Origin of the sequence: Bifidobacterium colobi, from assembly GCF_018555455.1 — a bacterium.
Lineage (GTDB): Bacteria > Actinomycetota > Actinomycetes > Actinomycetales > Bifidobacteriaceae > Bifidobacterium > Bifidobacterium colobi.
Window position 1 is genome coordinate 265,374 of record NZ_JAFEJU010000003.1, and the last position, 20,334, is coordinate 285,707.

A 20,334-nucleotide genomic window follows, 5' to 3' on the forward strand; every position below is an offset into this window, starting at 1 on the left:
TGATAGTTGTTTCGCCGTGGCTGATGCCGCAACCATTCAGTGGTCGTGTTCCTTGAGGAAACAATCCAGTTGTCTCCTATCTGGCGAGGAGCGGGCTCCCGTACGTTCCACTTTGTAGGCGGATACCGCGTTGCCTTGTTCAAGCGAGCGCCAGAGTGAAGCCCCGGACAGCCGCGCCGCGATGAATCCGGCGTTGTAGACGTCGCCGGCGCCGATCGTGTCCTCCACCCGCACCTTGAATGCAGGGCAGTCGACTCGCCCCTCCTTCGTCAGGGCAATCGAACCGTTGGCACCATCGCGCACAATCACCGTTCGATCGCCTTGCGCGTATCGTGCTGCGTTGGCGAATATCCCCGCATGTCCCAAATACGCGAACTCGTCCGGCCCGGAGCCGAGCAGATAATCCACGTTCGGGATGATGCGTTCCAAAGCCGACGCGAAATCCGGATCGAGCACGCCATCATCCACTCTGAGATTCAGATCGAACGAGGTGGGGATTCCGATTCTGTGCGCCTTCTCGAAGATACGGATGATCGTCTCGCGTGCGCTGGTGTCATAGGTCAGACACATGCCGGAGGAATGCACCCAATCGGCTTCGAGAAGCATATGCATGGGAACCAGGTCCTCATCAAGCACCTTGAACGACTGTCGTTCGCGCGGCCAACCCCACAGATAGCGTTCTCCGCGATCATCGACGAACGCGAACACGCCTACCGTATTCAAGGTCGAATCAGCGACTAGACCGGTCACATCCACCCCGGCGTTCTTGAAATCCTGGATGACGAACCGTCCGTATTGGTCATCGCCCACGGTTCCCACGAAGGCCACGTCCATGTCGAGCTTAGCCAGAGCGACGGCGGTGTTCGCCGCCGTACCGCCTCCCTGAATGCCCACTTTGGGGTATTCGACCCTCGTACGCTCCTCATTGAGGAACCGCGGGTAGGGCACGATGATGTCCACATTGGCATCACCCACGCATACGACTTTAGGCATTCTTGGCCGCCTTGATGAACGCCTCGACCTTGGCTGGATCCTTGCAACGATCGGTGTTGGCTCGTTCGTCGCTGTAATTAGTCAGTGAGAAGGAATCAACGCCATAGGGATGGGTTGCATGAATCGCCTCAGCCACATTGGATGCATCCAGTCCACCGGCAATGATGCATGGCACGTCGGTGGATTCGATGATGGCACGGTCGATGGCGCGGTCATGGGTGAGACCGGTGGCCCCGATGTCACCGGCTGAAGGCGCCTTGGTATCGATCAGGAAGAAATCGGAGACAGACTCGTAGTCTTTCACATAGTCCATCACCTTCTGCTCTTCCAACGGAACACCGGCGAGCACGGGGATGGCCTGCATAATCTTCAGCCCCGGGAAACGACTTTTCAATTCGGCGATTTCATCCGGTGTGATGCCTTCGATATCACCGGACAAGTGAAGCACGTCAGGCATGGCCTCGCGCAGATTCTCACTGATCTCGTCAATATCCTCCGCGACGGTCAGACCGATGCGCACCGCCTCGGGCTGCACGCCTTCGAAGATTTCCCTAGCACGCTCGCAGTCCAGCTGTCCCGGGGTGCGCTTGATCTTGCCGTAGGAAACCCCGATATGTTCACCTCCCATATCGATCACCATGCGGGCGTCCTCGACGTTCCTTATTCCGTAGATTTGCGCAATGACGTCAGCCATGATGATTCCTTTCCTTAGTGATGGCATTGATGAACGCTGGAACGGTAAACACCGTCTCCTTGAGGCCGGCACCTTGGGCGACCCGCGTGATGGGCGGCGGCGTGATGAACGAACGCCGCAATATGTCGGTCTGCGCGAATACCTCGTTCACAGAACCGTCCAACAGCACTGTGCCGTGACACATCACAATGACCCGCGAGAAGTTCGCGGTGACGAACTTCATGTCGTGCGAGATGGTGATACACAGCTTGCCTTGGCCGCGCAGCCGTTCGATGATGGTCTTCAGACGGGCGTTGCCACTGCGATCCTGGCCGCATGTGGGTTCATCGAAGATCACCGCTGCGGGATCCATCATGATGACCGCGCCGATGGTGCAGAATTTCTTTTCCGTGGGCGTCAAGTCGAACGGATGCACGTCGAGTTTCTTGGACAGGCCCGTCAATTCGGCGACTTCGTTGACCCGGCGCGCGATGGTGTCGGCGTCCATGCCGATCTGGCGGGGACCGAACTCGAATTCCTTGCGCACGCTTTCGAGGAACAGTTGGTCATCTGGGTTTTGGAAGACGTAGCCGACTTCGCGAGACCATTCGGCAGTGGAACGTGTGTTGATGTCCACGCCGTTGATTTCGACGCTGCCGCCGGTGGGCCGCAGAATGCCGTTGAAATGCTTGACCAGCGTGGTTTTCCCCGCGCCGTTCTGGCCGATGATCGCCACCGGTTCGCTGCCTTCGAGTACGAGGTCGACGCCGTCAAGCGCCTTGTCCGTCTTCGAATAGGCATGTTCGAGGCCTTTGAGCTCGATTCTCATGCGAGCACCTCCTTGACCGCCGCGATGGTCGGCTCCTCGCGAATCTCGATTGGCAACCCCAACGCACGAGTCAATGGCACATAATCCGGCGGCTGCACTCCATGGGATTCGAGTTCCGGGTCGGCGAAGACCTCATATGGAGCGCCGATGGCTGCCACCGACCCACGGTCGAGCACCATCACCGTATCCGCATATTGGGCCACGCGTTCCATGTCATGATCGACCATGATGACGGTGACTCCATCGGCGTTGAGCTGCTTGACGATATCGAAAATCTCCGAAGCGCCCAATGGGTCGAGCTGCGTGGTGCATTCGTCCAGCACGAGCACGCGCGGTTCCATAATGAACGTGGAACCGAAGGCCACACGTTGCACCTGACCGCCGGAAAGCTCCAGCGGATTCTTGTCGAGAATGTGGTCGATGCGCATCAGCTTGGCCACGGCCTCGACGCGTTCGATCATCAGCTCACGCGCAACCCCATGGTTGCCGAGCCCATATGCGAGCTCTTCGGCCACGGTTCCCGCCGTGTAGGACAGTTGGTTGAACGGGTTCTGGAATACCAAGCCAATGGTGTTCGACAGTTCCGCAATCGTCGATTCGGCCACGTCCACGCCGTCAATCAGGATGCGTCCGGCTCTGGCTCCTACAAAATAGTGCGGAATCAGACCCACCAGCGCATTGCAGAGCGTGGATTTGCCGGAACCGTTCGCTCCGATGATGGCGAAGCAGCTGCCTTCCTCGACGTCGAAGCTCACATGCTTGACAGCCCGGCGTTTAGTGTCGCGATATTTAAAGGAGAAATCCTCAACGTGCACAATCGCACTCATCAGACACCTCCCCAGGTAATCAGCATCGGAATCACACCGATGCGCATCAATATCGAGACCACAACCACTGCCAGCAACACAATCCCGAGCACCCAATTGGCTACGGTGTCCATCGTGTTCCAATCCACCTTGACGTAGCTGGTCTGCCTGACTCCGGTAATGCCAAAACCTCTGGTTTCCAACGTCATGCCACGCTCCTGCGCATCAGTCAGCGAGGACAGGACCACGGGACCGAGCAAGGGGATGTACGCCTTGATTCTCGAGAGCATGCCACCGGTTGCATCCAACCCGCGAGCGGATTGCGCTTCCTGGATAACCGCCATGCGGCGCTGCATTTGCGGCACCACGTTGAGACTGGCCAACACCAAATAACCGACTTTGGCATTCAATCCCACTGCGGTGAGCGCGGCGACCATGGAACCGACGTACGTGGTTTTGTTCATGATGTAGAAGCTGCCGAGAAACACCAAGAGGCTTACAACCACCTTGGCCGCGTACAGCACCCCTTCCAGACATAGCTGGGAAAAACCGAGGTCAAGCAACACGGTTTTGTTCTTGGGGCTGTACATGCCTTGGATAAACATGAGCATCACCGTGACCGGGATGCCGAATCCAAACATGATTTTGGCGAAATCCTTCTGGATATGCGCCATGAACGAGACCACGAACAACAGCGCCACAACAATCAGTCCAAGGGTGAAATCAGGCCAGGCAAGGGCCGACAAACCGAGTGAGAATACCGCCACTATCTTCGTAATCGGGTTCAGCCTCCCAATCACGGTGGTATTCATTGCAGGCATATGATGCGGCATATGTCACTCGTTTTCCGCGTCATCGTCGGCATCGTCATCCAGCACGGTAGACGATGAACCACCCACTGCGTCAGCCGCATACTGGCTGAGGAAGCGACGTGGAATCTTCTGCACGATGATCCATGCGATGATGACGGTGATGCCCTTGTCCACGAGATTCTCGATCAGCGACGAGGAGATCACGGAGGCCAGAATATCCTTCATTGCCACCACCAAAGTTGCCGTTAACACCGAGGTACCGTTAACGCCGGTGGCTCCTCCATAGACGAATGTGGTGATCAACGAGGCAGAGATAGCATTGACCAGCGTACACACCAGCCAGATGGCCACCACGCCTGACTTTTTGCGGAATAATCCGGCTTTGACCATATAGCCGACCACTAGACCGCATAGCACGGAGACCACGGCGTATGGCAGGTAGACCGGGTTGGCCACCAGCGCAAGGAACAGGTTGGTCAGCAAACCGGTCAAGGCCGCCACCCACGGACCGGACAGGCATGCCACAACGATCGTGCCGATCATGTCCAGGAACAGAGGCAGTTTCAATGTCGAGCACAGCGTTCCTCCAATAAGATTGATGCCCACCGCAATCGGAATCAGCACCAATGATTTCGTGGAAAACTGGGCTTTGATGCCCTCCCAGAACGAAAGCTTCCTTGCCATGACGGCCTCCTTTTACCGCTCCAACCCCGGTATCCCGCAGCTTGCAAGCCTCCTTGTTTGCTTTGCGGAATACTAAGAAAACATTTTCCTAAAGTGTTTTCTTAGCTTTAGAGTAACCGGAACCACGCATCGTGTCAACCCGGCGGGTTGAAGAGGGGCTAAAAACGCAGCAAACACCGATGACACAACCGAAGAACGCCCTATCGCCTCGCTTGAGGCTTGTAAACTGGTATCGCCAGCATCGTGCACCGGCGCGCAGCAGTGGAGGATTATTATGAACATCAAGGACATCGCTCGCATCGCAGGCGTCTCCACTTCGACGGTGTCGAAGATCGTGAATGGCAAGGACTCCACCATCAGCGAGGAGACCCGGAAAAAAGTACTGGCCATCGTCAAGGAATATCACTACAAGCCCTACGCCGCGGCTTCCAAGCGCACACGCAGCTACACCATCGGCGTACTACTACGCTCCCCAATCTCCTTCGATAGCACGCTAGATGGCATCATCGAGGCGGCGCAGAATGCTGGATATGCCACCGCCGCCTACAACAGCTATTCCGATCCGGAGCAGGAACTGAAGAATATAGCGGCCGTCTGCGGACGTAATGTGGACGGCGTCATCTGGGAGCCGGCCACTCCCAACAGCCTCGAATATGCCTCACAGTTCCCGCAAGGCACCCCGCTGTTGACTATCGGCCCCAACGGCGGAGACCAGTCACTGCTTCTGCCGTATAAGGAAGCCGCCTACAAACTGACCAATGAGCTCATCGAGCGCGGACACCGACATATCGCATGCCTGATGACCAAAGGCAGACGCACCCATGATTTTCTTGAGGGATTCCGCACATGCCTGTTCGACCATCAAATGCCATTCGACGATGACATGGTCCATTACGAATTGGATGATTCCCTCGCCGGGCAAATCGGCAGCCACGCCATCACCGGCTTCGTCTCCTCCCACTATCGCAGGGCCCTTGAATTCATGCAAATGGTTCGCCCACTGCATTACCGGATTCCCGAGGACGCCTCGCTGGTGTCCATCAAAAACGACACCGCCGAGGCACTCGCTTTCCCGAGCAACACAGAAATCTCCACATACACCATCCGCAATTCCGATTTCGGCTCATACCTGTGCGCCAAGCTCATCGCGCAGATCGAGCACGATAAGGAACAGCATCCGTCCTTCGTTCAGGATTTCCATCTTGACAACACCAGCACCCTTGCCGCCCCACCTTCATCCATCGCCAAGCATGTACTGGTGGTCGGTTCCATCAACATCGACCACTACATGTCTGTGCCGCGTCTGCCGCATGTGGGCGGCAGCGTGTCCACCAGATCGGACGCGCGATATCCGGGAGGCAAGGGCGTTAACCAGGCCATCGGCGCTGCGAAGCTTGGGCATCGGGTCGCGCTCATCGGCAACGTCGGCATGGATACGGGATCCGATTTTCTCTTCAAGGAATTGGAACAATACGGCATCAACACCGCAGGTATGAGACGATGCGCCGAGGAAAGCACCGGCTCGTCATACATCTTCCTTGACCCGGATGGGGAATCCATCATCGCGATTCTTTCCGGTGCCAACGCCTTGCTCCAGCCAAGCGATATCACCAACAACGATCATCTGTTCGAACACGCCGGATATTGTCTGATCCAGACGGAAATCCCCATCGAAACCGCATTGACCGCTGCCCGAGCCGCGCATCAGCACCACGCCAAAACCATCGTCAAGCCGTCTTCCATCGAACGACTGCCGGATGAGCTACTGGCCAATACCGACATTCTGGTGCCTAACAATCACGAATTATCCATCATCGAACCCACTGGAAAAACAATGGAGGATCGCGCGGCGAATCTCATCGAACACGGCGCAGGATGCGTGATCGTGACGATGGGCGAACGCGGATGCTATCTCCTGAGCCGTGATGGCGAGGCGTATGTCCCCGCCGCTGACTTCCTTTCAGTGGACAGTACCGGTGCCGGAGATGCCTTCATCAGTGCACTGGCCGCATATCTGATGTATGGGTACGATTTGAAGCACGCGATACGAATCGCTACCCTTGCCGCCGGCTATTCCGTGACGCACAAGGGCGTGATTCCCTCGCTGATCGATCAGCTCACGCTGGATATGTATATCCGGCAGGACACTCAACGGTAACCTGCCGGATTCAGTCGGTTTCGTTATTGCTACTCGAGTTCTACCGCGCCTGTGTACAACTGATAGTATTCACCCTTCTGCGCGATCAGCTCGTCATGCGAACCGCGTTCGATGATGTTGCCATGGTCGAGCACCATGATCACGTCGGAGTTACGCACAGTGGACAGGCGGTGGGCGATTACGAAGACCGTACGGCCCTTCATCAAGGCGTCCATACCGGCCTGCACCACTTCCTCGGTGCGGGTGTCAATCGAGGAGGTTGCCTCGTCGAGAATCAGGGCCGGCGAGTCCGCCACTGCGGCACGGGCGATGGAGATCAGCTGACGCTGGCCTTGGGAGAGTCCCGAGCCGTCGCCTTCGAGTACGGTCTGGTAGCCTTGCGGCAGCATGCGGATGAAGCCGTCGGCGTTCACCAGCTTGGCGGCCTCGATGCATTCCTCATCGGTGGCGTTCAGTCGGCCGTAACGGATGTTGTCCATCACGGTGCCGGTGAACAGGTTCACGTCCTGCAGCACGATGCCCAGCGAGCGGCGCAGATCGGGCTTCTTGATGTTCTTCACATCGATGCCGTCGTACAGGATCTGACCTTCCTGAATATCGTAGAAGCGGTTGATCAGGTTGGTCACCGTGGTCTTGCCGGCACCGGTGGCACCGACGAGCGCCATTTTCTGACCGGGCTTGGCGAACCAGGTGATGTCGTGCAGCACCGGCTTATCCGGGTTGTAGCCGAAGGTCACGTTGGTGAAGCGCACGTCGCCCTGCAGCAGCGTCAGACGGCCGTCCGGCGAGGTGATGGCCTGTTCCTTGGCCTTCAATGCCACTTCGCGAGCGGCACCGTGGAGCTTTTCGGCGGCCTTCAACGACCTTGTGCCGTCGTCGCCTTCCTCACGCTTCCATGCCCAATGGCCGGTCTCATAATCGACCTCGGTCATCGTGCGACCGTCTTCGCCCAGTTCCACGTTGACCAGGGTCACCGTGCCGTTGTCGGATTCGATCGGCTCATCCATCAGCGCGAAGATGCGGGAGGCGCCGGCGAGCGCCATCATCACCATGTTGAGCTGCATGGAGACCTGGCCAAGCGGGTTGATGAACGAGCGGGACAGGGTCAGCAGGGAGATCAGGGTGCCGAGCGTCAGCGGGCCGAAGCCGTTCAGACCCACGTTGCCCACGCCGACGAGCGCCATGGCGCCGCCCACGATGGCGAGCAGGATGTAGAGGATGTAGCCCATGTTGCCTACCACCGGCATGGTGACGTTGCCCCAGGTGTTCGCTTCGGCGGCGGCTTCGAAGAGTTCCTCGTTCTTCTCGTCGAAGGTCTTCTGTGTGGCCTCCTCGTGGTTGAACACCTTGATGACCTTCTGGCCGTTCACGGATTCCTCCACGAACGCGTTCACGTCGCCCAGCCAATGCTGCTGCTTGACGAAGAAGCGGCCGGCACGTCCCACAATCGTCTTGACGATGAAGAACAGCAGCACGGTGAACAGCAGCACGAACAGGGTGATCGGAATGGACAGCCACAGCATGGAGATCACGGCGGCGATGGCGGAGATGCCGGCGGCGAACATCTGCGGGAAGGACTGGGAGATGGCCTGGCGCAGCGTATCCGTGTCGTTGGTGTAGCGGCTCATGATGTCGCCGTGTTCATTGGTGTCGAAGTAGCGGATCGGCAGATGCTGCTGGTGGGCGAACATGTCGTCGCGGATCTTCTTCAGCGTGCCCTGTTCCACGGTGACGATCAGCCACTGCCAGAGCCAGCTGGCTACGATACCGGCCACATACAGGCAGCCCATCAGGGTAATCGCTCGCAGCAGCGGCCCCCAGTCCGGATCCTTGACACCGACCATCGGCAGGATGTAGGTGTCGATCAGCGACTGGAGGAACAATGCGGAACCGGCTTGCGCGGCGGCGCCGATAAGAATGCACGCCACGATGGCCACCACACGCCACTTGTATTGCATGATGTAGCCGAAGATGCGCTTGGTGGTGCCGGGGGCCGGCTTGCCCATGGCGGGCTTGCGGTTCTTGAAGCTTTGCTTATCGCTCATCGTGCCTCTCCTTCCTCAGCCGCGTTCTTCATGCGCTCGGCTTCCTTGGCGGCGGCCTGTTCAAGTTCGGCTTGGCCTGCCGCGGTGTTCTTGGTCTGCGATTCGTAGATGGAGCGGTATTCGTCGCAGGTCTTGAGCAGTTCCTCGTGCGTACCGCTGGCCATGATGCGGCCTTCGTCCATGACCAGAATCATGTCGGATTCCTGCACCGAAGCCACGCGCTGGGCGATGATGATCTTGGTGGTGTCCGGGATCTCATGGTGGAAGGCTTCACGAATCAGCTTGTCGGTTTTGGTGTCGACTGCTGAGGTGGAGTCATCCAAGATTAGGATCTTCGGCTTCTTGAGCAGTGCGCGGGCGATGCACAGTCGCTGGCGCTGGCCACCGGAGACGTTGGTGCCGCCCTGTTCGATGTAGGTGTCGTACTTATCCGGGAACTCCTGGATGAAGCCGTCGGCCTGGGCGAGCTGGCAGGCGTGGCGAATCTCCTCATCGGTGGCATCCGGGTTGCCCCAGCGCAGGTTTTCGGCGATGGTACCGGAGAACAGCACGTTCTTCTGCAGCACCATGGCCACTTGGTCGCGCAGGACTTCGAGATCGTATTCGCGCACGTCGCGGCCACCGACTTTAAGCGAGCCGGCGGAGACATCATAGAGGCGTGGCACCAGCTGCACCAGCGAGGACTTCGCCGAACCGGTACCGCCGACGATGCCGACCGTGGCACCGGAGGGAATGGTCAGGTTGATATCATCTAGCACCGGCTTTTCGGAGCTGTCGGAGTAGCGGAAGGTCACGTCATCGAATTCGATGGAACCGTCGGCCACGGTCTTGACCGGGTTCTCGGGGTCGACCACTGTGCTCTTCTCCTGCAATACCTGGCAGATTCGTTCGGCGGATGCCTGGGAGATGATGAACATCACGAAGATCATCGACAGCATCATCATGGCCATCAGGATCTGCATGGCGTAGGTCACCAGTGCCGTAAGGTCACCGGTGGTGAGTCCCAGTGCGGCGTTGTTGCCGGAGGCCACGATCTGCTGGGCGCCCATCCAGGAGATCAGAATCATCGAGGCGTAGATGCAGAACATCATAATCGGGCTGTTGAAGCTCATGATGCGCTCGGCCAGCGTGAAGTCTTTGAAGATGCGCTTGGAGATGCGGTCGAACTTGTGGATTTCGAAGGATTCACGGTTGTAGGACTTCACCACGCGGATGCCCTGCAGGTTCTCGTCCACCACGTTGTTCAACGCGTCGTAGGTGTGGAACACGCGCTCGAACACCGGGTGCACCAGCACGGCCAGTCCGCACAGGCCGATGGCAAGGATCGGGATGCATGCGAGGAATACCATGGAAATCGACGGGCTGATGCGGAACGAGAAGATCCAGGCCACGATGACCATGATCGGGGCGCGCACGCCCATGCGCACCATCATGCCGTAGGCCATCTGCAGGTTGGTCACATCGGTGGTCAAACGGGTGATGATGGAGCCGGTGGAGAAGCGGTCGATGTTGGTGAAGCTGAAGCGCTGCACCTGTTCGAACTGGTCGCGGCGCAGGTTCTTGGCGAAGCCGGCCGCGGCGATGGCGGCGTACTTTCCGGCCAGGAAGCCGCAGGCGAGGGAGACCAGCGAGCAGATCAGCAGAATCAGACCGAACTTGATGATGGCGGGCATGCTGCCGCCGGTGATGCCCTGATCGATCAGGGTGGCCATGACCGTGGGGATCACGATTTCCAGAATGGCTTCGATGAACACGAACAACGGAGCCAGCAGGCTTTCCTTGGTGTATTCGCGCATCGATCCGGCCAATGTGCGGATGATATGCTTCGGGCGCTCTGGTTCGACGGCTTTGCGCAACCGTTCGATGGCCGCTTCGGTGGCGGCTGCGCTGTCTTCCGCGCTCACGGTGCCGGCTGCGGCATTGCGCTTGGCTGCGGTATCGCTCATTTACTCTCCTCCTTCATATCCAGTTCGTATGCTCGTTGTGCGGCGTCGATGTTCTCCCGCATGCGCCGGACGCAGTCGCGCATGGACGCTTGCTCTTCGGCGGTGATCCCGTTGAGCAGCAGGCGTTCGACGCGCTCGCCGTTGGCTTTGAGATCGGCCACGATGGCATCCGCCTTGTCGGTGAGCACGATGCGCTTGAGTCTGGCATCATGAGCCACCGGCTCGCGTACGATCAGCCCTTTCTTTTCCATCAGCGTCAGCACGCGCGACGCGGTGGATCGGGTGATGCAGAACTTCTGCTCAATGGTGTGCTGGTAGACATCGCGGTCACGATTGCGCGCCAGGAAGATGATGATATGGGCGTTGCCGCCGGTGGCCATACGGGCTGACTCCGGCATGCTTTCGCCCAGATAACGATCCACGGCTTTGCTCAGTGAGCGCATTTCGACGCTGAGGGCATGATGATCCATGGCTCTCCCCCATTCGATTGTCGTATTGTGTTTGGCGATTATGACGCCAATGCAACTGTTGTATATGCAACGAACTAGTCTAATATGCACCATATACAACAGTTGCACATGCAACAATCAGCGTGTCGCACACACATAGCCCACACAGCGCAAAAGGCTCCCCTCAAGGAGGGGAGCCACAATCGTACAGGATTTTACTTGGTCAGTTCGGCGTAGCCGTCAAGCAGGAACTTGGTGACGTCCTTGCCGGCCTCGCCCATCAGCGTGGGCAGCGAATTGATCGGCATGGAATTCAGGAACATGCGCATCATGGCGTTATCGGTAAGCTTCGGCAGCGTGCCGGCCTCGCCCGCAGCGGTCAAGTCCTCGACCACCTTGGAGCCTACCGGGTCTGCGGACCATTCGCCGAAGGTGGACCATTCGGTCAGCGGCTGGGTCTTGCCGTCGCCGTCAAGTTCCACGCTCACCGTCGCGGCGATGTCACGCGAGCTCACGCCGACTTCGATGCCGTATTCGCCGGCTTCCACATGCCAGTCGTTGAACTTCTCGGACCAGTAGGCGAACGCGCGTTCGTCAAGGTCGATGGTCACGCTCTTGGATTCGCCGGCCTTCAGGAACACCTTCGTGAAGCCCTTGAGCTCGTGCACCGGACGTGCCACGTCCGCCTTGCCGGGTGCCACGTAGACCTGCACGGTTTCTGCGGCATCCACTGCGGAGGTGTTGGTCACGTTGGCGGTCACGGACGCGGTGTTGGCGCCGGTCTTGGCGGCGGAGACATTGGAGACCTCGAAGGTGGCGTAGCTCAGGCCGTAGCCGAACGGGTAATCGACGGCCTTCTTATAGGTGTCGTAGTAGCGGTAGCCCACGAACACGCCTTCGCCGTAATCCACATGACCTTCCTCGCCCGGCCAGTTGAGCATGCTCGGGTCGTCGTTGATATCCAGCGGAATGGACTGGGCGAGCTTGCCGGAAGGGCTCACCTTGCCGAAGATCACGTCGGCGAGCGCCGGACCACCGGCCTGACCGAGCAGCCAGGATTCCAGAATGCCCTTGGCGTACTGGGCCCACGGGTGCACGGAGACCACGGAACCGTTGGAGAGCACCACGGCCACGTTCGGGTTCACTGCTGCGACCTGCTTGAGCAGTGCGATCTGCTTGGCCGGCATGTCGAGGGTTTCACGGTCGAAGCCTTCGGATTCGGCGGCCTCCGGGAGGCCGAGGAACATGAGCACCTTGTCGGCCTTCTTGGCGGCTTCGACAGCTTCGGCTTCCAGCGCCGGGTCGGCCAGTTCGAGATCAAGCGTGAAGCCCGGGGCGAAGCTGGCTTCGATGCCGCGCTCGGCGAGCGTGTCGAGGAAGCCGGTCATCTTGGTGGGGGTGATGTGCGAGGAGCCGCCGCCCTGGTAGCGCGGGGTGCGGGCGAATTCGCCGATGACGGCGATTTTCTCGCCGGCGTTCGGGTCGAGCGGCAGGATCGACTCATCGTTCTTGAGCAGCACCATGGATTCCACAGCGGCCTGATGGGCCACCTCGTCGTGTGCATCCACGTCGAAGCGGTAGCCTTCGATGCTCATGGCGGCACGGGCCTTGTTGGTCAGGTCGATCATGCCCTGAGCCATACGGTCGAGCTGGGCCGGGGAGATACGGCCGTCGCGGGCGGCGTACACCACTTGGTCGTCGGTGTAGCTCGGCGGCATTTCGAGGTTCAGGCCGGCGTTCAGGGAAGCCACGCGGTCGTGGTCGGCGCCCCAGTCGGACATGACGATGCCTTCGAAGCCCCATTCGTCGCGCAACACGTCGGTGAGCAGCCAGTGGTTCTGGGCGGAGTGCACGCCGTTGATGCGGTTGTAGGAGCACATGATGGTCCACGGCTGAGCGGTCTTGACGATGTGCTCGAAGGCCGGCAGGTAGATTTCACGCAGGGCGCGCTGGCTGATGCGGGCATCCACACGCAGACGGTCGGTTTCCTGATTGTTGGCGGCGAAGTGCTTCAGCGAGGTGCCCACGCCCTTGGACTGTACGCCGGCGACGATGCCGACCGCTTCATGGCCGGCCAGATACGGGTCTTCGGACCAGTATTCGAAACAGCGGCCGCCGAGCGGGTTGCGCTTGATGTTCACGCCCGGGCCCAGGATCACGGCGACCTTCTCCTGAATGCATTCCTCGGCCATGGCCTCGCCCACCTGGTGAATCAGCTCCGGGTTCCACGAGCTGGAAAGACCTGCAGCCGGCGGGAAGCAGGTGGCGGGCACGGAGTTGTCCAGATCGGTTTCGCCGGTGCTGGAGGCCAGGGACTTGCGCAGGCCGTGGGGGCCGTCGGTGATCATGTAGCCGGGGATGCCTTTGGATTCGACGCCCTGCAGGTGCCAGGCGTCACCGCCGGAGGTAAGGGACGCTTTTTCTTCGAGGGTCAGGTCCTTGACGGAAGGGTAAGTCTGCTCGCTCATGGGAACCTCTTTCTTTGAGTTGTGCGATATCAGTCTGTCCGTGCGGTTTGGCTCGGGTTGGCATGCGATGCCTTGGCGTATTCACCAGCTAACACATCAACGAACCCGTGCGATGGAATTCTTCCGTGAATCCCAGGTCGTTTTCTCTCGACCAACCGGTTGGTAGGTAGATTATCAAATTCATCATCGCAACACGCCAGAATCATTTGAAAACGCTACTAACCGACCGTAAGGTTGCCTTCATGAGCAGCAACTCCCCCACTCCACAGGCCGACGATCGCCGCAATGCCATCATCGAGGCAACGGTCGATTCCTTCGGCAAGCTCGGCTATTACGGCACCTCCCTGCAGCGCATCGCCACCGAGGTGGGGCTCACCAAAGCCGGCGTGCTGCACTATGTGGGCAGCAAGGAAGGTCTGCTCAGTCTGGTGCTCAGCGAGGTGTACGACGGGGAAAACTTGGATATCATGACCGCCATGGTTGCCAAGAGCCGGCCGCTTATCGCGGACATGTGGCGCAAGGTCGTAGCCATCAACGCCAAGCGCCCCGCATTGGTGCACATGTTCTCCACCCTGAGCGCCGAGGCATTGGACCCTGAACACCCGGCGCATGAATACTTTGTCAACCGCGAGCGCCAAACCGTTTCCAGCGCGCTGAACATTAATTGGTCCGTGCCCGATGGCGTGAATGTGGAGCACGTATTGCAGGCGGGCCTTTCGATGATGGACGGCATTCAGCTACGATGGCTGCGCTCCCCCGACCAAGACCTCAACGCCATGTGGGCCGATTGTGAGGAAGTGCTGTTCCCCCTACCGCAATGGAACGGGTACCGGTAGGCTCAAGCAACCTCGAGCATCAGCGCAGCAATCGCTCCGGTAGACAATCGGCCGCAGACATCACTTTGTCCTACGGCCTAGCGGTATCCTTCCCACTCCGGCAATGGATAGAAGAAGTCCTCGCACACCTTCCAGTGCTGTTCAAGATCAAAATCACGCTCGCCCAGCCAACGCATCTGCAAACCATCCAACGCGCTACCCATCGTGAGATACAAATCGACGAGGGCTTGTGGATTGCGGTAGCGCTCAGGCACATTCCACGCGACGCTCGCCACGTTCTGGCGACCTTTCAGGCCGCGCTGCGCAAAGTAATCATGGGCGGGGTGCTGCGGATCCATGGCTTCCGCTCGCAGCACCAAATACAGCTGCGTCAGGCGCGGATTATCCAGCGCCTGCTTGACCGACGTGCGGTAGATGGCGGGGAAGCACTGCGGCTTGCCGGTCTGGCGATAATCCTTTGCCATGGAATCCAAGCATGCCTGCGTGGGATTATCCGATTCGAACTGCCCCAGCACCAGCAGCAGCAGTTCGTTCTTGTTCTTCACATGGCGCAGCATGCCGGCCTGGGTGATGCCGATGCCGTCCGCGATCTCCTGCAACGAGGCGCCGTAGAATCCGCGCTCGGCGATGACCTTGGTGGCCTCCCGAATAATCTCCTGCCGACGTTCGTCTCCACTTTTGCGGCGACGAACCGTTCGTCCGGTATCCGATGAGGCAGCGGCAGCCATAATCACCCTTTCTTGCAATGCTTCAACAATCTCATACCATCATAGCCGAGCCGCAAAACCCTTGCAGTGCAACGAAACACGCCGTATGCCACCGTTGCGTTGCCGAAAATGGCACCCCTCGCTATCATCTCTTTTTGTAAGTAAGTACTTACTTACTTGAGACAACGGGGTTCTCAGGATTACAAGGAGGTTTCACAATGTCCACCAACGCACCGAAGACCAAGGCTTGGAGGCCGTGGTTCGTATTCGCAGGCTGCTGCGTACTCTCGTTCATCGGCTTCGGCCTCATCGTCAACACCCAGGGCCTGTACTTCAACGCGCTGTCCGCCGAGTTCGGCGTCGGCCGCTCCCAGGTCTCGCTGCCGCTCTCCATCGAGCAGATCACCGCAGCCATCACCATGCTGTTCGCCGGCGCACTGCTCAAGAAGATCGATTCGCGCATCGTGATCAGCGTCTGCATCGCACTCGCCGGCAGCGTGTTCATTCTCGGCTCCACCTTCACCGCCATCTGGCAGTTCGATGTGGCCTTCGCCGTGCTCGGCGTGGCCTACGTGATTCCGATCGCTCTGACTCCACCGGTGCTGCTGTCGAACTGGTTCAATAAGAAGCTCGGCACCGTAATGGGCATCGGCATGGGCATCTCCGGCATCGGCGGCGCCATCTTCAACCCGGTCGTCTCCAACCTGATCACCGCCCAGGGTTGGCGTACCGCCTACCTCATCACCGGCATCGCCGTGCTCGTGTGCATTCTGCCGTTCTCCATCTTCGCGCTGAAGTTCGCTCCGGATCCAACCAAGGGCGAGCTGCCGTACGGCTACGAGGAGCAGGCCGGCAAGGGCGCTGCAACCAACGCCGCCGCCCAGGGCCTCGACGCCAAGAAGGCCTTCATGACCCGCGCCTTCATCTTCCTGTCCATTGCCATCATCATCCAGCAGTTCTCCAACTCCCTGCTGCAGCACATCTCCGCCCACGAAGTGCAGTACGGCTTCACCCTTTCCCAGGGCGCTCTCGTGATGACCGGCACCCTGCTCGGCGCCGCCGCCGGCAAGATGCTCATCGGCATCCTGCTCGACCACCTGAAGCCGGCCGTCGTGGTCTCCCTGTTCACCTGCATCGGCATCCTCGGCTGGGGCGGCCTGCTGGTCTCCCACATGCAGGCCCTCTCCATCGTGGCGGGTCTCTTCGCCGGCATCGGCCAGGGCTTCGTGCTGGTCGGCATCCCGTGGGTCATCCGCAACTCCTTCGGCCCGAAGGACTACAGCACCATCCTGTCCATCATCTCGATGTTTGGCTCCTTCGCCAACGCCGCGTTCACCACCCTGCACGGCACGTTGTTCGACTCCACCGGCAGCTACGTGGTCTCCATCTCCGGCGGCATCGCCATCTACGTGGTCGCCGCAGCGCTGGTCATCGCAGCATACGCCGGCCGCCCGTTCCACGAGCACAAGGACAAGGAACTGGTCGAAGCCGAAGTGGCAAGCGCAGCATAACAGCACTCACCATCCGCAACCGCACTCTATAAATCTCAGAACAAATAAGGAATAATCATGATTGTCGATCGTCAGGAAGCCATTGATCTGCTGGCCGAGCGCGCCGCACTGATGGCCAAGAACGATGCGCCGCATCTTGCAGCCCAGCATTTGCCGGAAGGCATCGAAACCATCAAGGACATCCCTTACGTGGATGATGCCCTGTCCGATCATCTGCTGGACGTGTACCGCCCGGAAGGCGCTGCCGAAGGCGAGCCGCTGCCGGTGTTCATCGACTTCCATGGCGGCGGCCTCTACTACGGCACCAAGGAAAACAACCTCTGCCGCGACATGATCCTGGCCGGCAAGGGCTTCGTGGTGGTCAACGCCAACTACCGCCTTGTGCCGCAGGTGAGCTTCTTCGATCAGATCGGTGATGCTCTGGCGGTGATGTCTTGGGTCAAGGATCACGTCGCCGAATACCAGGGCAATCCCGATCAGGTGTTCGTCACCGGTGATTCCGCAGGTGCCACGCTGGCCATGTATGCGCTGGCCGTCAACAATTCCAAGGTGGTGCGTTCGCGTTGGTTCATGGCTCCCAGCGGCCTGACCCCGCTCGGTTTCGTGGCGACCTCCGGCATGTTCCGTCTGGAGGGTGGCGTTTATGAGCCGCTGATCAGCTACTACACCGCCGCCTACTTCACCAAGCCAAGCGAGATCATCGCCATTGCGCCATACAAGAACGATCTCGACCGCCTGATCGTGGACGGCAACCTGCCTCCCACCTACCTCATCACCAGCGATGAGGATGTGCTCGCCGACAATTCCCTTGAGCTGGCACGCATCATGGTGCACCGCAACCGCGATTGCGAACTGCGCATGTGGCCGCTCGGCCAAGGCAAGGTTCTGGGTCACATCTTCAACGTGACTCAGGCCGGCGACGCTTCCAACGCCGAGGCTTTGGAGGTTATTGACGATATCGCTCGATTCGCACGGCGGTATCTGTGAGCTTCGCATCGCGCGCCTTCGCCATCGCGAGCGCCACACCACTGCCTCAGGCAGGTGTGGCGCTCGCCGCGTTCTCGTTCGGCAATCTCGCCACCTCCCTACTGCCGGAATCATGGTGGGCGCCGACGCACATCATCGGCGCGGTGCTCGGCTTGACACTGCTGATACCGGTATTGGCCAGGCACTGCATCGCCATCCGCAGCACCGCGGTACGCGCCGCGCTGGCCGCCGACTATCGCAATCCGATGATTGCGCCGCTGGCCACCACCATGCCGATGGCGCTGATCACACTGGGCACCTACTTCGCTCGCTTTGGTTCCGCAGGCTTACTGTGCGCGCAAATCATCTGGTGGTGCGGGGTACTGTGCATCGCCTCGCTGATGATGTACTTTGCGTGGACTTTCATTGTGCGCGAGTTTCGCTTGACTACCGTGTGCCCGGCATGGCTGGTCGGCTTCGTGGGCATTCTGGTGGCTGCTGTGACTTCCGGAACCGTTGGCCTCGCATGGGCGGGACACATTATTTATGTCATCGGTTTCGTTATCGACATCATCATGCTGGTGTTGATTTCCAGCCGTATCGCCTGGCATGGCTTGCCGACTGGCTTGCGGCCCACGATGACCATCTACAGTGCGCCCATCAGTCTGCTGGTCGCCTCATACTTCAGCACCAGCACTGTGCATAATCCACTATTCATGCTGATGCTGCTCACCTGTTCGCAACTCCTGTTTGCATTCGTCGCGATACTGTTGCCGTGGATGCTGGCCACGCCACCCTCCCCCGCGTATGCGGCGTTCACCTTCCCGCTGGTAATCACCGCCACCGCGCTCAAGAATGCGCTGATCATATTCGAGCAGGCTGGGTGGCAGGTGCCGCAGTGGGCATACTGGCTGCAGATCGGGGAAACGATGCTCGCCGGAGGCATGATTGTATTGGCGACGGTAACGTTCGTCGGGATTGCTCGGCAAGCGATACATGCATGATCTCGCATGCATCTTCGCCCGCCGAGCATATTGCCATAATGGGTCAATCACCCATGCCAGGTCCGACGTCGGCGTCCAGCCAATTCGACTGCGATGCCGGCAACCTTGGTATCAAGGTCATAGAACCACAGCAACACAGCCATAACGACGACCATCGCAATCGGCAACCATACGAACGTGTTAACCATAGCAGCAATCGCCACGGCGGATTGTTCAGCTGCGCCGCCATCGTAACCGCTCATGCCGAGAATCCACGCGATAGCCGCAGCGGAAACACCCATCGCCACCTTCATGGAGAAGCTGGATGAGCTGAATACCATACCGTCGGAGCGTACACCGGTTTTCCATTCACCGTATTCCACCACATCGGCGCTCATCGCATTCAGAGCGGCATTCATCGGCACAATACCGACCATGCGCACGATAATCGAAACGAAGAAAACCCATAGACTGCTTGGATTTACCAACACCAGCAGGCTGCCGGCAACCACCAGTGCCAGTCCAGCTAGTGATGAATTACGCTTGCCGAACCGTGCGACCAGCGGACCAGCGAATGGCAGGCCAATCACCAGCGGAATCACGGTCGCCAATCCGATGACTGCGGTCAGATTGGAATTGCCGAGTACATATTTGGCGATGTATGCGGCCATGCCGTTGGCAATTCCGTTGTACATCCACAGCGCGAAGTTCAGACCAAGCGTCAACCACCAGTACTTATTGCGAGCAAGCGCGCGGAAATGATCGGCGACAGCGTGATGCCCGGTACCGGAGGCTCGGGAACCGTTCCCAGCGGATTCATTGCCTACGATTTCGCGCGTATTTGCGAACGTGAACCAGTAGCCGAACGGAATCATCACAGCGATTACGCCGAAGAACAAGCTCCAACCGAACGACGAACCGGGGAACAAGCCGACTACCGGCATCACCAGCACGAACATGAGCATCGCGGCAATATTGGCGAGCGTCATGCGGAAGATATTCAGTTGGGTTTTCTCGTCGGTATCGTGAGTAATCAACGATGTAAGCGAAGCATATGACACATTGACTGTGGAATACGCGACATTGACTATCGCATAGACAGCCCAAGCATAGATGACGCCCGCCAGCGAATTGCCAAACGGATCAGCGAATAGGAACAGGAACGCGATGCCATATGCGATGCCGCCAAAGAGCATCCATGGGCGGGCCTTGCCCCAGCGCGATTTGGTTTGGTCCACGAGAATACCAACGGTCAAATCCCAGAAAGCGACCACAAGTCGCACAATAAGCAGCATCGACGCGACCATAGCCGGGGAAAGACGCACGACATCCGTATAGAACATCGTCAAGTACGTAGACATGGCGATGTTGCCGATGGAGGTCCAGAAATCGCCCATGCCGAAGGCGAATTTGGTAAGGAATGACAGTTTGTTTGATGGTTGTACAGTGTATTGAGACATAGAAAAAC

The 20,334-nt window shown here is 58.9% G+C and carries 17 protein-coding genes; 5 read left to right on the plus strand and 12 right to left on the minus strand.

Annotation, left to right across the window (positions count from 1 at the left end; translation table 11 throughout):
* Positions 1 to 36 precede the first annotated feature (36 nt).
* From JS530_RS05750 to JS530_RS05775, 6 genes are read right to left on the minus strand one after another with little or no spacing between them, the layout of a single operon-like run.
* Entirely contained in the window at positions 37 to 993 is a 957-nt protein-coding gene (locus tag JS530_RS05750; RefSeq protein ID WP_214376228.1) for a carbohydrate kinase family protein, read from the minus strand.
* Positions 986 to 1,687, minus strand: coding sequence for a phosphoribosylanthranilate isomerase (locus JS530_RS05755; protein WP_214376229.1), 702 nt, complete (start codon positions 1,685 to 1,687; stop codon positions 986 to 988). Before JS530_RS05755 ends, JS530_RS05750 begins: the two co-directional genes overlap by 8 nt.
* Positions 1,680 to 2,495 (minus strand): energy-coupling factor ABC transporter ATP-binding protein, encoded by an 816-nt coding sequence (locus JS530_RS05760; RefSeq protein ID WP_214376230.1) that lies wholly within the window; start codon positions 2,493 to 2,495, stop codon positions 1,680 to 1,682. The genes JS530_RS05755 and JS530_RS05760 overlap by 8 nt, the downstream gene beginning before the upstream one ends.
* Positions 2,492 to 3,322, minus strand: coding sequence for an energy-coupling factor ABC transporter ATP-binding protein (locus tag JS530_RS05765; protein WP_214376231.1), 831 nt, complete (start codon positions 3,320 to 3,322; stop codon positions 2,492 to 2,494). The genes JS530_RS05760 and JS530_RS05765 overlap by 4 nt, the downstream gene beginning before the upstream one ends.
* On the minus strand, positions 3,322 to 4,134 hold the full coding sequence (locus JS530_RS05770) for an energy-coupling factor transporter transmembrane component T (RefSeq protein ID WP_214376232.1): 813 nt from the start codon (positions 4,132 to 4,134) through the stop codon (positions 3,322 to 3,324). Before JS530_RS05770 ends, JS530_RS05765 begins: the two co-directional genes overlap by 1 nt.
* A 3-nt stretch (positions 4,135 to 4,137) precedes the next feature.
* A complete protein-coding gene (locus JS530_RS05775; protein ID WP_214376233.1) occupies positions 4,138 to 4,797 on the minus strand; it encodes an ECF transporter S component in 660 nt (219 codons plus the stop codon).
* 274 nt (positions 4,798 to 5,071) lie between these two features.
* Here JS530_RS05775 and JS530_RS05780 point away from each other — a divergent pair, with 274 nt between their 5' ends.
* The gene (locus tag JS530_RS05780; protein WP_214376234.1) at positions 5,072 to 6,955 is read left to right on the plus strand and encodes a PfkB family carbohydrate kinase; all 1,884 of its coding nucleotides are present in this window, start codon (positions 5,072 to 5,074) and stop codon (positions 6,953 to 6,955) included.
* Positions 6,956 to 6,984: 29 nt separating this feature from the next.
* On the opposite strand, the gene JS530_RS05785 is transcribed toward JS530_RS05780, so the two are convergent.
* The 4 genes from JS530_RS05785 to JS530_RS05800 all read right to left on the minus strand — a co-directional run bounded on the left by JS530_RS05785 (position 6,985) and on the right by JS530_RS05800 (position 13,863).
* Positions 6,985 to 9,000 carry an ABC transporter ATP-binding protein gene (locus JS530_RS05785; protein ID WP_214376235.1) on the minus strand — a complete coding sequence of 672 codons (2,016 nt, stop codon included), beginning with the start codon at positions 8,998 to 9,000 and terminating at the stop codon, positions 6,985 to 6,987.
* Positions 8,997 to 10,796, minus strand: a complete 1,800-nt coding sequence (locus tag JS530_RS05790; RefSeq protein WP_240541117.1) for an ABC transporter ATP-binding protein — start codon at positions 10,794 to 10,796, stop codon at positions 8,997 to 8,999. The genes JS530_RS05785 and JS530_RS05790 overlap by 4 nt, the downstream gene beginning before the upstream one ends.
* 146 nt (positions 10,797 to 10,942) lie before the next feature.
* A complete protein-coding gene (locus JS530_RS05795) occupies positions 10,943 to 11,416 on the minus strand; it encodes a MarR family winged helix-turn-helix transcriptional regulator (RefSeq protein WP_214376237.1) in 474 nt (157 codons plus the stop codon).
* A gap of 194 nt (positions 11,417 to 11,610) precedes the next feature.
* Entirely contained in the window at positions 11,611 to 13,863 is a 2,253-nt protein-coding gene (locus JS530_RS05800) for an exo-alpha-(1->6)-L-arabinopyranosidase (RefSeq protein ID WP_214376238.1), read from the minus strand.
* A gap of 242 nt (positions 13,864 to 14,105) precedes the next feature.
* On the opposite strand from JS530_RS05800, the gene JS530_RS05805 reads away from it, so the two are divergent.
* Positions 14,106 to 14,699: a TetR/AcrR family transcriptional regulator gene (locus JS530_RS05805; protein WP_214376239.1), complete on the plus strand. Its 594-nt coding sequence runs from the start codon at positions 14,106 to 14,108 to the stop codon at positions 14,697 to 14,699.
* A gap of 77 nt (positions 14,700 to 14,776) precedes the next feature.
* Here the strand turns inward: JS530_RS05805 and JS530_RS05810 are convergent, their stop codons facing one another.
* Entirely contained in the window at positions 14,777 to 15,427 is a 651-nt protein-coding gene (locus tag JS530_RS05810; protein WP_214376240.1) for a TetR/AcrR family transcriptional regulator, read from the minus strand.
* Positions 15,428 to 15,624: 197 nt separating this feature from the next.
* Here JS530_RS05810 and JS530_RS05815 point away from each other — a divergent pair, with 197 nt between their 5' ends.
* From JS530_RS05815 to JS530_RS05825, 3 genes are read left to right on the plus strand one after another with little or no spacing between them, the layout of a single operon-like run.
* Positions 15,625 to 16,917, plus strand: coding sequence for an MFS transporter (locus tag JS530_RS05815; protein WP_214376241.1), 1,293 nt, complete (start codon positions 15,625 to 15,627; stop codon positions 16,915 to 16,917).
* A 57-nt stretch (positions 16,918 to 16,974) separates the two neighbouring features.
* Positions 16,975 to 17,904 carry an alpha/beta hydrolase gene (locus tag JS530_RS05820; protein ID WP_240541109.1) on the plus strand — a complete coding sequence of 310 codons (930 nt, stop codon included), beginning with the start codon at positions 16,975 to 16,977 and terminating at the stop codon, positions 17,902 to 17,904.
* On the plus strand, positions 17,901 to 18,887 hold the full coding sequence (locus tag JS530_RS05825) for a TDT family transporter (protein ID WP_214376242.1): 987 nt from the start codon (positions 17,901 to 17,903) through the stop codon (positions 18,885 to 18,887). Before JS530_RS05820 ends, JS530_RS05825 begins: the two co-directional genes overlap by 4 nt.
* Positions 18,888 to 18,934: 47 nt before the next feature.
* On the opposite strand, the gene JS530_RS05830 is transcribed toward JS530_RS05825, so the two are convergent.
* Complete coding sequence (locus tag JS530_RS05830) at positions 18,935 to 20,326, minus strand: MFS transporter (RefSeq protein WP_214376243.1); 1,392 nt, start codon at positions 20,324 to 20,326, stop codon at positions 18,935 to 18,937.
* Positions 20,327 to 20,334: the final 8 nt, after the last annotated feature.